Below are 12,318 nucleotides of genomic sequence, written 5' to 3' on the forward strand. Positions count from 1 at the left end.
ACCATCGACCGGCACGACCGAACTCTGAACACCACGAAAGGAACCACCATGGCAAAGCAGTCCATCTTCGGACGGATCTCGCAGCTCGTGCGAGCCAACATCAACAACCTCATCGACCAGGCGGAAGACCCGCAGTTGATGCTCGACCAGATGGTGCGCGACTTCACGAACGCGATCGCCGACGCCGAGGCCGCCATCGCCGAGACCATCGGCAACCTTCGCCTCCTCGAGGACGACCACCGCGAAGACGTCGAGGCGGCGCGCGAGTGGGGCGAGAAGGCCGTGGCCGCGAGCCGGAAGGGCGACGAACTGCGCACGGCCGGCGACGCGGCGGGTGCCGACAAGTTCGACAACCTCGCGAAGGTCGCGCTGAGCCGTCAGATCTCCTCGGAGAACGAGGCCAAGGCCGCCGAGCCCCAGATCGCCGCGCAGACCGAGGTCGTCGACAAGCTGAAGTCGGGCCTGAACGGCATGAAGGAGAAGCTCGTCCAGCTGCAGAACAAGCGCTCCGAGCTCGTCGCCCGGGCGAAGACCGCCGCAGCGCAGCGCCAGGTGCAGGACGCGGTCAAGTCGATCGACATCCTCGACCCGACGAGCGACATCGGCCGCTTCGAGGACAAGATCCGTCGTGAGGAGGCCGTCGTGCGCGGCCAGGCCGAGCTCGCGGCATCCAGCCTCGACGCGCAGTTCAACGAGCTCGACGACCTGGGCGAGCTCACCGAGGTCGACGCCCGACTCGCCGCCCTGAAGGCCGGCGGATCGAGCCAGGGCGCCATCGGCGGCTGATCGATCCGCGGGGTCGGGCCGGTCGAAACCTCGGTCTCGACCGGCTCGACCGGCTCGACCCGCAGCGGAACGCGCGATACTGGACGACATGCCCGCAACGTTCGTGGTGGTCCCGCTCTGGCAGGGATCCGTCTCCTCCCGTGCCATGAGCCATGCCGATGGCGCCGCCGCCATCCTCGGCGACCTCCCGAGTTCCTCGACCATCGTCGTCGAGGTGCCCGTCGAGGCGGGCGAGTCGCTCGGCACCGGGGTGCAGCGATACAGCACCCTCCTGCGGGTGCGTGAGCGCACGGCCGAGGCGCTCTCCCGGGTCCCCGACTGGGCGCTCACGATCGGCGGCGACTGCGGCGCCTCGCTCGCCTCGGTCGGTCACGCCTCCTCCCGCGCGGCCGGCGACCTCGCCGTGCTCTGGCTCGACGCCCACCCCGACCTCAACACGCCCGAGACGTCGCCATCGGGCGGATTCGGCGGCATGACGCTGCGGGCGATCGTCGGCGAAGGCGCAGAAGGGCTCGCGCTCGACCCCGAGACGCGCGTCGCCCCCGAGCGACTCGTGCTCGGCGGCATCCGGGCCATCGACGACGAGGAGCGCCGGTTCATCGAGGCGCACGACGTGGCGACGCTCACCGTCGAGGACCTCTCCGACCCCTCGCTCGTCATCGCCGCCCTCGAGGCGACGGGCGCGTCGCAGGTCTTCATCCACATCGACCTCGACGTGCTCGACCCCGCTGCCCTCGCCGGGCTCTCGTATCCGATGCCCTTCGGCATCGGCACCGCGGAGCTCGTCGCCCTCGTGCGCGCCGTCGCCGCGAGGTTCCCGATCGCGGGCGCGGCGATCGCCGGATTCGCACCTGCGTCACCGCAATCGGCCGACGACGACCTGCCGACCATCCTGCGCCTCGTCGGGGCGCTCACCTCCGGCGGCGGGGCGCTCCGCTGACCACCGGCCCGACGGCGCCCGCTTCTGCCTAGGCTGGGCTTCAGGCATCGGCACGTGCCGGTGGCCGGAGGGGAACGGGATGGAACGCGAAGTCGACGTCATCGTCATCGGCGGCGGGCCGGTCGGAGAGAACGCCGCCGACCGGGCGCGCGCAGCCGGGCTCGAGGTCGTGCTCGTCGAACGGGAGCTCGTGGGCGGTGAGTGCTCCTACTGGGCGTGCATCCCCTCGAAGACGCTGTTGCGGAGCGCGGCCGCACTCCGCGCCGCCCAGCGCGTCGACGGGGCGAAGCAGGCCGTCACCGGCGGGCTCGACGTGCCCGCCGTGCTGGCACGGCGCGACTACTGGGTCTCCGATTGGAGCGACCAGGGCGGCGCCGACTGGCTCGAGAGCATCGGCGTCGGCCTCGAACGCGGCCACGGCCGCCTCGACGGCGTGCGACGCGTCGTCGTCGAGCGCGCCGACGGAGACACGGTCGTCTACCGGGCCCGTCACGCCGTGATCGTCGCGACGGGAACCGACCCCGTCATTCCGCCGATCGACGGCCTCGCCGAATCACGGCCGTGGACGAGCCGCGAGGCGACGAGCGTCACCGCGCCGCCCACGAGGCTCGTCGTCATCGGCGGCGGGGTCACCGGCGTCGAGATGGCCACCGCCTTCGCGGGGCTCGGCACCGAGGTCACCGTGCTCGCCCGCAGCGGACTGCTCAGCGGCATGGAGCCGTTCGCCGGCGAGGCGGTCGCGAACGGGCTGAGAGGGCTCGGGGCATCCGTTCGCCTCGGTGCCGCCGTCGAACGGGTCGAGCGCACCACCGCTGATGAGGTCGTCGTCACGCTCGCCGGCGGCGAGACCGTCACCGCCGACGAGGTGCTCGTCGCCACCGGGCGCCGGCCCCGCTCCGAACGGCTCGGTCTTGAGACGATCGGGCTCGAGCCCGGCGACTGGGTGGCCGTCGACGACACGATGCTCGCGACGCACGCCGACGGCAACGCTGAGCGGCCGTGGCTCTACGCCGTGGGCGACCTCAACCACCGGGCCCTGCTCACGCACCAGGGCAAATACCAGGCACGCGCGGTGGGCGATCTCGTGGCCGCACGCGCGCTCGGACGGCCCGAGGAGACCGCGCCGTGGGGTGCGCACGTCGCGACCGCCGACCATTCGGCGGTGCCGCAGGTCGTGTTCGCCGAACCCGAGGCGGTCTCGGTCGGCCTCACCGCGGCAGCGGCCGAGCGCGACGGGCGCGACATCCGCGTCGCCGACGTGTCGTTCGCGTCGGTCAGCGGCGCCGGCATCCACGCCGACGGGTACGAGGGGCAGGCGAGACTCGTCGTCGACGCCGGTCGCGGCACCGTCGTCGGGGCCACGTTCGTGGGTTCGGACGTCGCCGAGCTCCTGCAGTCGGCGACCATCGCGATCGTCGGCGAGGTGCCGGTCGATCGCCTCTGGCATGCCGTGCCGGCGTTCCCGACGATGAGCGAGGTGTGGTTGCGACTGCTCGAAGCGCTCGGCAGGCCCGGGGCAGCGGATGCCGCGGCATCCGCTGACGGCGATGCCGACGAGGCCGACGAGGCCGACGAGGCCGCGGCGTGAGCGGCGATCTCCCGACGCGCACCGGCGACCGCACGCTCCGCATCCGCCTGACGGACTCCCCCATCAGTCGTCTCGGGTACTGGTGGGCGACGGCGGTCGGCTTCACGTGGGGCTTCATCTGGAGCACCGGCAGGGTCGAACGCCGGCACGGGCTCTTCGTCTTCACGGGCATGCCGAAGTGGACCTTCGGTCGCGGCGGCTCGTGCGTGGGCGGTTGCTACCTCACGAACCGCAACGACGGCGAGCGCGTGCTGGGCCACGAGGCCGTGCACAAGCAGCAGTGGCTGAAGTACGGCATGCTCTTCCCGCTGCTCTACCTCGTCGCCGGGCGCAATCCGTTGAAGAACCGCTTCGAGATCGAGGCCGGCCTCGAGGCGGGCGGCTACCTGCCTACCCCTCGGCGCGGCCGAGCTTCCAGTAGCCCATGAAGGCGACCCGGCGCCGATCGACGCCGATCCCCTTCACGAGGTGGCGGCGGAGGGTCGTGATCGCCGACGCCTCGCCCGCGAGCCAGGCGTAGAGCCCTCCGTCGTCGGCGGCGGCCGGCACCTCCCAGAGGATCTCGTCGTCGTCGAGGGCCGGCAGTTCGCGCGCCGCGACGGGGCCTGCCGCCGGCACGGCGGCCGCAGCGGGGTCGGCCGCGACCCAGGCATCGGCCCACGCGGTGACCGCGTCGACGAGGCGCGCGCCGTACTGCGACTCCCCCGCCTGCCCGCCGCCCTCCGCGTCGCCGCGCGGAAGCCAGTGCACGGCGACTCCGGACGGCGCGCGCAGCTCGAGCACGTCGCCGGCCTCCGGCACCTCGAGGAACACCGCTCCGCGGGCGTCCGCCGGCAACTGCTCGAGGATCGCGCCGACCGCGGGCACCGCGGTCTCGTCACCCGCGATCAGCAGGGTGCGTGCCGCGCCGGGGTTCCACTCCCAGCCGCCCGAGTCCTCCTCGCTCATGGCATCGGGACCGATGACGAGCATGCGGTCGCCGACGGCCGCCGCCGCGATCCAGCGCGACGCCGGCCCGCTGTCGCCGTGGGCGACGAAGTCGACGTCCAGCTCGCCGAGATCCGGGCGGGTCGCCCGGATCGTGTAGGTGCGGATGGGGTTCCGGCGGTCGTCGGGCAGCGCCCGCCACGACGCGTACCACTCGCCCTCGACGGGCACGTCGTCGAAGCCGCTCGAGGCGAGCGGGAGCACGACCTTGATGCGCTGGTCGGGGCCGTCCCAGCCGAAGTCGCGCAGGTCGTCGGAGCGGAACGTCACGCGCACGAAGTGCGGCGACATCCGCCGGATCTCGGCGACGCTCGTGTCGAACACTCGGTAACCGGGCTTGGCCATTGCGAAACTCTCCTGTCGGAAGGGGGCGGTCGGTCAGCCGCTGCGGCGCGAACGCCAGAGCAGCCGGACGAAGTCGGATGAGGTCAGCCGCTGCGGCGCGAACGCCAGAGCAGCCAAACGAAGTAGGGGGCGCCGACGACTGCCGTGAGGAGGCCGGCGGGGAGCTGGGCGGGCGCGATGACGGTCCGGCCGAGCGTGTCGGCGACGCACACGAGCAGTGCGCCGAGGAGGGCCGCGAGCGGCAGCACGAGCGCGTGCCGCGAGCCGACGAGCGCTCGTGCCGCGTGCGGGGCGACGAGGCCGACGAAGCCGATCACGCCGACGGCCGAGACCGCGGTCGCTGTGAGGGCGACGCTGACGGCGAGCAGGCCGAGCCGGGTCGAGCCGAGCCGCACGCCGAGCACGCGCGGGGTGTCGTCGTCGAACGCGAGCAGGTCGAGTTCGCGGCGCGCCGAGGCGAGCACCGGCACGGCGACGAGGGTCACGATCGCGAGCGGGATCAGCTGCGGGAACGTGCGGCCGTAGGTCGAGCCCGACATCCAGGTGAGCGCCTTCGCCGCGTTGTACGGGTCGGTCGCGATGATGAGCATCGAGGTGATGGCGGCCGCCGCCGCAGAGACGCCGAGTCCGATCAGGATGAGCCGCGTCGAGGCGAGTCCGCCTCGCATCGCGAGGCCGAACACGATGAGCGCCGCGAGTGCCGCACCGGCGAGTCCGCCGACCGTCACGCCGAGGAACGTCGCGAGCGGCCAGAAGGTGATCACGAGCACGGCACCGACGCCGGCGCCGCCGGTCACGCCGAGGATCGCGGGCTCGGCGAGCGGGTTGCGCGAGACCGCCTGCACGACCGTGCCCGCGAGCGCGAGTGCTGCGCCCGCGAGGATCGCCGCGGCGACCCGCGGTGCGCGCGTGTTCATCACGAACTCGACGAGCGGCCCGGCCTGCCCGGTCGCCCAGTTGAGCACGTCGCCGCCGAGCATCTTGGCGTCGCCGAGGAGGAGCGACACGAAGGCGAGCACGACGAGCAGCACAGCGGATGCCGCGATCACGAGCCGGCGGCCGCGTGGCGAGAGCCCGGCGCCGATGACGAACCCGGTGCCGCTCTCCGACGATGCGCGGGCGCGCAGCGCGAGTGCGATCAGGAACACGGCGCCGAAGATCGTGGTGACGACACCCGTCGGCACCTCGACGCCGGCCTGTCCTCCGAACGCGAGGCGCAGGAGCACGTCGGCGCCGAGCACGACGATGACGCCCATGAGCGCCGACGCGGGGATCAGGATCACGTGCCGCTGCATGCCGGGCACGCGCACGGCGATGAGCCGGACGATCGCGGGTGCCGCGAGGCCGACGAAGCCGATGGGGCCCGCCACCGTGACGGCCGCCGCCGACAGCAGCACGGCGAGGAGGAGCCCGATGAGCCGGGTGCGGCGCACCGGTACGCCGAGCACCGTCGCGGTGTCGTCGCCGAGCGCGATGAGGTCGAACTGCCGCGCGAAGAGGAAGAGGGCGGCGACGGCGAGGAGCACCACCGGGCCGAGTTGGAGCATGGGCTCCATGCCCGTCTGGGCGAGCGTGCCGTTGCCCCAGGCGAAGAGGCCCTCGGTGCGTTCCGGGTAGAGCAGGAGCAGCATCGTGGTGAGGGCGGTGAGGGCGAGCGCGATCGCCGATCCGGCGAGCACGAGGCGAACCGTGCCGCCGCCGCGGCCACCGCCCGCAGAGAGGGCGAGCACGAGGCCGGCCGCCGCGAGTCCGCCGAGGAAGGCGACGGCGCCGCCGCCGACCACGGGGAGCGCGATGCCGAACGCCGTGACCGCCACGACGGCGAGGTACGAGCCGGCGTTGACCGCGAGCGTGTCGGGCGAGGCCAGCACGTTGCGGGAGATGCTCTGCATGACGAGGCCGGCGACGCCGAGCGCGATGCCGACGAGCACACCGGCGGCGAGCCGCGGCATCCGCGACGCGACGAGCACGGCGGCGGCCTGGTCGTCGGATCCCCCGCCGAGCAGTCCGAGCAGTTCGGGCAGGCCCACGTCGGCGGATCCCTGCGTCACGTGCACTGCGGCGAGCAGCGTGGCGACGACGAGACCGATGGCAAGCAGCAGCACCGCGCCGAGGCGGGGCCGGGCGGCCCCGCCTCGGGCGGGACTCAGCGTCTGTGCACCGTCAACCGCGCGTGCCTGTTCAGCCGGCAAGGGTCGCGACGACGGCATCGACGTAGTCGTTCATCGACGAGGGACCGCCGAACATCCAGATGCCGTCGGGCAGACGGTGCACGTTGCCGCTCTGCACGAAGGGCAGCGACTTCCACACGGCGTTCTCGCCGAGCTCGATCTGGTAGGCGTCGACATCGCCGTTGCTGATGTAGAGGAACTCCACGTCGGGCACGGCGGTCAGGCCCTCGACGTCGGTCGAGCCGAGGCCGTAGTCGGCGTCGCCCTCACCCGTCCAGGCGTTCTCGAGCCCGAGTTCCTCGGTGACCGCGGTCAGGAGTGCTCCCTCGGCGTACGGGCGGATGGCGACCTGGCCGCCGCTGGCCCAGGCATCGCTCATCATGAACGGCGCGCCGGCGAGACCGGCGGCCTCGAGCGCGGCCTTGCCCTCGGCGAGCTTCTCGTCGAAGCCGGCGAGCAGCTCCTCGCCCTCGGCCTCGCGGCCGGTCGCGGTCGCGATGCGCTCGAGGTTCGACTCCATCTGCCCGATGGGGTTCGAGGCGTCGGCGCCGCGCACGACGAGCACCGGCGCGAACTCCTCGATCTGGGCGATGACCGACTCGGAGAGGTCGGTGGTCGTGAGCACGAGGTCGGGCGCGAGGCCCGCGATGGCGTCGACCGACGGCTCGCCGCGGCCGCCGACATCCGTGACGCTCTCGTCGAGCGCCTCGGACTGCACCCAGTCGGTGTAGCCCTCGACGTCGGCGACGCCGACGGGCATGACGCCGAGCGCGACGAGGTTCTCGGCCGTGTTCCATTCGAGGGCGACGATCTTCTCAGCGGGAGCGGAGAGCTCGACCGATTCGCCGCGGTCGTCGGTGATCACGATCGCGGCATCGCCGCTCGCCGCGCCGGCCTCTTCGGTCGTGCCGCAGCCGGTCAGCAGCAGCAGGGATGCCGCGGCGACGGCGGTCAGGGCGATGGTCGGCCGGGTTGCGGCAGCTCTACTCATGATGTCCTTCGATCGTGCGCGGGCATGGGGGTCCCACGCGAGGGGGTGGATGGGAGGAAAGTGGCTAGGCGACGGCGAGGCGTTCGACGCGTTCACGCGTGTTGTAGCGCCCGATGGGGCAGGTCGTGATGCAGCCCCGGTCGTCGACCTCGACGTCGACGCGGATGCCGTAGGCCGAGCTCAGCACGTCGGAGACGAGCACTTCGGCGGGCGTGCCGACGGCGCGGACCCGGCCTGATTCGAGCAGCACCACCCGATCGGCCACGGCGGCCGCCTGGTCGAGGTCGTGGAGCACGACGCCGATCGTGACCCCGTGCTCGTCGGCGAGCTCGCGGATGAGGTCGAGGAGTTCGACCTGGTAGCGCAGGTCGAGGTAGGTCGTCGGTTCGTCGAGGAGGAGCACGCTCGTGTCCTGCGCGAGGCACGAGGCGAGCCAGACGCGCTGCAGCTGCCCGCCCGAGAGACGGTCGACGGACTGCTCGGCGAACTCGGCGACCCCGGTGAGCTCCATGGCCCGGCGGACGATCGCGGCGCCGTCGGCGTCGCCGGCGACCCACCGGCCCCGGTGGGGGTGGCGACCGAACTCGACGAGCTCGCGCACCGTGATACCGCCGGGTGTCGGGCGGCTCTGGGCGAGCAGGGTGACGCGGCGGGCGAACTCGCGGCCGTTCAGCGTCGCAGCGTCGATGCCGTGCTCGAGGAGGTCGGCGGGCTCGGTGGCGTGCGAGCCTTCGCTGATCGTGCGACCGTCGTCGGCCAGGAGCACGCGCCCGGCGTCGGGCCGGTGCAGGCGGGCGAGCGAGCGCAGCAGCGTCGACTTGCCGCTGCCGTTCGGGCCGACGAGCGCGGTGACCTTGCCCGGTTCGAGGTGGATCTCCGCGCCGTGCACCACGGGGGCGCCGTCGTAGGAGAGGGTGAGGTCGAGACCGAGCATGGCTCCACTATAGGTGAGGCTTACCTAACTCCGTCAATCCGGGTTTCGGCCACCTCGTCACAGTCCGTCGTCGATGCCGCATGGCACCATCGTCGCCGACGTCACCAGATCGCCGGATGCCGCCTGCTCCGGCCGATCCGCCGCTCGAGCTGCGCGGCGATCGCGAAGAGCGTCGCCTCCCCTCCGGGGCGCCCGATGAGCTGCACGCCCATGGGCACGCCATCGACCGTCTCGGCGACCGGCACGGTGATCGCCGGCAGCCCCGAGACGTTGACGAACGAGGTGAACGGCGTGAACTGCACCTGCTGGGCGAAGTTGCGCTCGCCGTCATCGGGGTCGTACCAGCCGACGGGCCGCGGCGTCAGTGCCAGCGCCGGCGTGAGCACCGCGTCGTACGAGGCGAACCGGCGGATGACCCGCTCCTCGAAGCCCGTCAGCCAGGCGAGCGACTCGGCGAGCTGACGAGCCGGCAGCGCCCGCCCTCGGGCGAGCAGCCAGCGCGTCAGCGGTTCGAGCATCGCCTCGGCCTCGCCGTCGACGGGGATCGTCGCGGCTCCCGCCTGCCAGATCGTGCGGAACGCCTCGGGGTACCCGGGTTCCGGGGCAGGAGCCATCGCCTCCATGCCGTGTCCGAGGCCCTCGAAGGCTTCGATGGCGAGGTCGAGCGCCGAGCGGGCCTCGGGGTCGATCGCGATGTCGTAGGCCTCGTCCCACGGCGAGTCGGTCATGACGCCGAGCTGGAATCTGCCCTCACCTCGGATGGCCGCGCCGAGGAACGGTCCGTCGTCGCCGGGCGCGCGCACCGCGAAGCGATGCCCCGCCGGATACCCCGACGGCGCGATGATCCCGTCGAGGAGCAGGGCGGCATCGGCGACCGTGCGGGCGAGCGGTCCGGCCACGCCGAGCCCCGCCAGGCTCGTGAGCCCTGAGCCCCCTGGCACCCGTCCGCGGCTGGGCTTGACGCCCACGAGCCCGCACGACGCCGCGGGGATCCTGATCGACCCGCCGCCGTCGGAGCCCGGCGCGAACGGCAGCATTCCGGATGCCACGGCCGCCGCCGCTCCCCCGCTGGAGCCGCCGGCGCCGAGCGCGAGGTCCCACGGGTTCCTGGTCGGAATCGTGCCGACCCCCTCGGTGTACGAGGGAAGTCCGAACTCGGGCGTCTGCGTCTTCCCGAGGCTGACGGCCCCGGCGACGTCGACCGCCCGCACGAGCTCGTCGGAGGTGTCCGGCACGAAATCGGTGAACGCCCGGGAGCCGAACCGCGCCGGCACCCCGGCCCGCAGGTGCAGGTCCTTGTCGGCGAGGGGCAACCCCCACAGCGGCGCCGTCTTCGGCACCTCGGACGCCACGCGGGCCGACCGCTCGAGTGCGGCCTCGGGCGTGACGGTCGCGAACGCCCCGACCTCGGGATCGAGCCGCTCGATGCGGGCGAGGTAGTGCTCCGTCACCTCGACGGGCGAGATGTCGCCCCGCTGCAGCATCTGATGGAGCTCGAGGGCCGTGTGATCGTGCAGGGACGTCATGCTCCGAGCCTACGGCTGCATGCCGCGCCGCAACGCTATCGTGGGGCCATGCAGGCGATCACGAGGCATCCGCTCGTCTGGGGCGCGGTCTGGGCCGCGCTGTTCGTCGTCGTCATCGTCGTCGCCGCCTTCCTCGACTGGCCGACGTGGCTCTGGGCGCTCCTCGTCGTGCTGCTCGTCGCGCCGAGCCTCGTCGCGACGATCGCCGTGCTGCGGGCGACGCCGCGCGATCATCTCGAGCACCGCAGCTCGGTGTTCGGTCATTTCTTCTCGCGCTACCTGACGCTCGTGTTCGCCTTCTTCGCCTGGTCGGGCTCGGTCGTGCTCGGCGCCGCCATCTCGACCTCGATCCAGCTCGCCGCCGAGGGCAAGGAGGACGAGATCACGGGCATCGGATTCGAGGTGCTCTCCGCGATCACACCCCTCGCCGCCACCGTGCTCTGGGCCGCGCTCATCGTGCGCTGCTCGTGGTTCCTCGCACGACTCCGCGGCTGGGGCGAGGCGCCCGCGTCGAGCGAGGTGCCGGCGTCACTGCTGGCGAACGCGCCCGGGCTGCGCCGGATCACGATCGGACTCGCGCACCCCGGCCTGCTGCTCGCGACGGGCCTCGCCTCGGCGCTGCTCGCGATGCTCGCGGCAGAGGTCGAGGTCAGCTTCTTCACGTGAGCGCCTGCCCCCGTCGCCCTCGCGTGCGAGGCGCGCGCCGAGGCATCCGCTCGACTACTTGAGCGACTTCTGCAGCAGCACGGTGCCGAGCCAGCGCTCGAACTTGTAGCCCACCCGGCCCATGCGGCCGATCTCCTCGAAGCCGAACTTCTCGTGCAGCGCGATCGACGCCTCGGCGCCCTGATCGGCGATGACGGCGATCATCTCCTTGAGACCCGCTGCCTTCGAGCGCTCGATGAGCTCGGTGAGCAGCACTCGCCCGAGACCCTTGCCGGATGCCGCGGGGCCGAGGTAGATCGAGTTCTCGACCGTGAACCGGTAGGCCCGCTTCGGCTTCCACGGCGCGACGAGGGCGTACCCGAGCAACTGTCCGCTCGGCGACTCCGCGACGATGAACGGCATGCCGAGCTTGTCGAGGTAGGCGAACTTCGTCTTCCACTCCTTCAGCGTCATCGCGTCTTCATCGAACGTGACCGTGGAATTGGCGACGTAGTAGTTGTAGATCTCCCGCACCGCGGGCAGGTCGGTGGCGACGGCATCGCGGATCGCGTACTCGAACGGGGACTCGGCGGGCACGGGCTTGCGGAGGTGGGGTGGGAGCACGCGGCGCTCCTGGTATTCCTCTTCGAGCATGCGGCCCAGAATACCCGCGGCGTGTTGCCGCCGGGTTACGCGGTCGCCTGGTCGTTCACGCGGGCGGGCTCCAGTCGACCGGGTCGGCGCCCTGCGCCTCGAGCAGCGCGTTCGCGCGGCTGAACGGACGCGAACCGAAGAACCCGCGCGAGGCCGAGAGCGGGCTCGGATGCGCCGACTCGATCACCGGCGTCGACCCGAGGAGCGGCGCGAGTCGTTGCGCGTCCTTGCCCCAGAGGATCGCGACGAGCGGTGCGTCACGCGCGACGAGGGACCGGACCGCGTGGTCGGTGACGGCCTCCCATCCCCTGCCCCGGTGCGAACCCGGCACACCCGGCTCGACCGTCAGCACGCGGTTCAGCAGCATGACGCCGTTCGCGCTCCAGTGCGTGAGGTCGCCGTGCTCGAGCGGGGGTGCGCCGAGGTCGTCGACGAGTTCCCGCGAGATGTTGGCGAGGCTCCGCGGCAGCGGGCGGACATGCCCGTCGACCGCGAAGGAGAGCCCGATCGGATGCCCCGGCGTGGGGTACGGGTCCTGGCCCACGATGAGCACGCGCACGTCGTCGAGCGGGGCCCGGAACGCGCGGAGCACGTGCTCGCCCGCCGGGAGGTACCCGCGGCCCGCTTCCGTCTCGGCGCGCAGGAACCCGCCGAGCTCGGCGATCGTCGGCGCGACCGGCGCGAGGGCCGCGGCCCACCCGGGGTCGACGAGACCGGCCGCGAACTCGTCGGGCAACGTCACCCGGTCCAC

The 12,318-nt window shown here is 72.5% G+C and carries 12 protein-coding genes; 5 read left to right on the forward strand and 7 right to left on the reverse strand.

The window, feature by feature from the left end:
- Nucleotides 1-48 precede the first annotated feature (48 nt).
- The 4 genes from ASD23_RS16885 (at nucleotide 49) to ASD23_RS16900 (ending at nucleotide 3,742) form a co-directional block, all read left to right on the forward strand.
- Nucleotides 49-786 carry a PspA/IM30 family protein gene (locus ASD23_RS16885; protein ID WP_056014123.1) on the forward strand — a complete coding sequence of 246 codons (738 nt, stop codon included), beginning with the start codon at nucleotides 49-51 and terminating at the stop codon, nucleotides 784-786.
- Between the two features lie 88 nt (nucleotides 787-874).
- Nucleotides 875-1,726 (forward strand): arginase family protein, encoded by an 852-nt coding sequence (locus tag ASD23_RS16890; protein WP_056014127.1) that lies wholly within the window; start codon nucleotides 875-877, stop codon nucleotides 1,724-1,726.
- A 79-nt stretch (nucleotides 1,727-1,805) separates the two neighbouring features.
- On the forward strand, nucleotides 1,806-3,314 hold the full coding sequence (locus ASD23_RS16895) for a dihydrolipoyl dehydrogenase family protein (protein ID WP_082571615.1): 1,509 nt from the start codon (nucleotides 1,806-1,808) through the stop codon (nucleotides 3,312-3,314).
- Nucleotides 3,311-3,742: a hypothetical protein gene (locus tag ASD23_RS16900; RefSeq protein ID WP_056014130.1), complete on the forward strand. Its 432-nt coding sequence runs from the start codon at nucleotides 3,311-3,313 to the stop codon at nucleotides 3,740-3,742. The genes ASD23_RS16895 and ASD23_RS16900 overlap by 4 nt, the downstream gene beginning before the upstream one ends.
- On the opposite strand, the gene ASD23_RS16905 is transcribed toward ASD23_RS16900, so the two are convergent.
- The 5 genes from ASD23_RS16905 to ASD23_RS16925 form a co-directional block, all read right to left on the reverse strand.
- Entirely contained in the window at nucleotides 3,705-4,646 is a 942-nt protein-coding gene (locus ASD23_RS16905) for a siderophore-interacting protein (protein ID WP_056014133.1), read from the reverse strand. The two genes, ASD23_RS16900 and ASD23_RS16905, sit on opposite strands and share 38 nt — an antisense overlap.
- An 83-nt stretch (nucleotides 4,647-4,729) precedes the next feature.
- Nucleotides 4,730-6,856: an iron ABC transporter permease gene (locus ASD23_RS16910; protein WP_082571616.1), complete on the reverse strand. Its 2,127-nt coding sequence runs from the start codon at nucleotides 6,854-6,856 to the stop codon at nucleotides 4,730-4,732.
- Nucleotides 6,828-7,808 (reverse strand): iron-siderophore ABC transporter substrate-binding protein, encoded by a 981-nt coding sequence (locus tag ASD23_RS16915; RefSeq protein ID WP_056014138.1) that lies wholly within the window; start codon nucleotides 7,806-7,808, stop codon nucleotides 6,828-6,830. Before ASD23_RS16915 ends, ASD23_RS16910 begins: the two co-directional genes overlap by 29 nt.
- 64 nt (nucleotides 7,809-7,872) lie before the next feature.
- A complete protein-coding gene (locus ASD23_RS16920) occupies nucleotides 7,873-8,742 on the reverse strand; it encodes an ABC transporter ATP-binding protein (RefSeq protein WP_056014141.1) in 870 nt (289 codons plus the stop codon).
- Between the two features lie 101 nt (nucleotides 8,743-8,843).
- Complete coding sequence (locus ASD23_RS16925) at nucleotides 8,844-10,268, reverse strand: amidase (protein WP_056014149.1); 1,425 nt, start codon at nucleotides 10,266-10,268, stop codon at nucleotides 8,844-8,846.
- Nucleotides 10,269-10,316: 48 nt separating this feature from the next.
- Here ASD23_RS16925 and ASD23_RS16930 point away from each other — a divergent pair, with 48 nt between their 5' ends.
- Complete coding sequence (locus ASD23_RS16930) at nucleotides 10,317-10,934, forward strand: hypothetical protein (RefSeq protein WP_056014152.1); 618 nt, start codon at nucleotides 10,317-10,319, stop codon at nucleotides 10,932-10,934.
- A gap of 54 nt (nucleotides 10,935-10,988) precedes the next feature.
- Here the strand turns inward: ASD23_RS16930 and ASD23_RS16935 are convergent, their stop codons facing one another.
- Together ASD23_RS16935 and ASD23_RS16940 are read right to left on the reverse strand one after the other, a co-directional pair.
- Nucleotides 10,989-11,567: a GNAT family N-acetyltransferase gene (locus ASD23_RS16935; protein WP_056014160.1), complete on the reverse strand. Its 579-nt coding sequence runs from the start codon at nucleotides 11,565-11,567 to the stop codon at nucleotides 10,989-10,991.
- 55 nt (nucleotides 11,568-11,622) lie between these two features.
- A complete protein-coding gene (locus ASD23_RS16940; protein ID WP_200941749.1) occupies nucleotides 11,623-12,309 on the reverse strand; it encodes a uracil-DNA glycosylase in 687 nt (228 codons plus the stop codon).
- Between the last annotated feature and the right edge of the window lie 9 nt (nucleotides 12,310-12,318).

This window comes from Agromyces sp. Root1464, assembly GCF_001427265.1.
Taxonomy (GTDB): Bacteria; Actinomycetota; Actinomycetes; order Actinomycetales; family Microbacteriaceae; genus Agromyces; species Agromyces fucosus.

Excerpts from the sequence above, each read along its gene's own strand:
- ASD23_RS16895 (WP_082571615.1), top strand. The coding sequence starts at position 1,806 with ATGGAACGCGAAGTCGACGTCATCGTCATCGGCGGCGGGCCGGTCGGA.
- ASD23_RS16885 (WP_056014123.1), top strand. The coding sequence starts at position 49 with ATGGCAAAGCAGTCCATCTTCGGACGGATCTCGCAGCTCGTGCGAGCC.
- ASD23_RS16915 (WP_056014138.1), bottom strand. The coding sequence starts at position 7,808 with ATGAGTAGAGCTGCCGCAACCCGGCCGACCATCGCCCTGACCGCCGTC.
- ASD23_RS16910 (WP_082571616.1), bottom strand. The coding sequence starts at position 6,856 with ATGCCGTCGTCGCGACCCTTGCCGGCTGAACAGGCACGCGCGGTTGAC.
- ASD23_RS16935 (WP_056014160.1), bottom strand. The coding sequence starts at position 11,567 with ATGCTCGAAGAGGAATACCAGGAGCGCCGCGTGCTCCCACCCCACCTC.
- ASD23_RS16905 (WP_056014133.1), bottom strand. The coding sequence starts at position 4,646 with ATGGCCAAGCCCGGTTACCGAGTGTTCGACACGAGCGTCGCCGAGATC.
- ASD23_RS16890 (WP_056014127.1), top strand. The coding sequence starts at position 875 with ATGCCCGCAACGTTCGTGGTGGTCCCGCTCTGGCAGGGATCCGTCTCC.
- ASD23_RS16920 (WP_056014141.1), bottom strand. The coding sequence starts at position 8,742 with ATGCTCGGTCTCGACCTCACCCTCTCCTACGACGGCGCCCCCGTGGTG.
- ASD23_RS16930 (WP_056014152.1), top strand. The coding sequence starts at position 10,317 with ATGCAGGCGATCACGAGGCATCCGCTCGTCTGGGGCGCGGTCTGGGCC.
- ASD23_RS16925 (WP_056014149.1), bottom strand. The coding sequence starts at position 10,268 with ATGACGTCCCTGCACGATCACACGGCCCTCGAGCTCCATCAGATGCTG.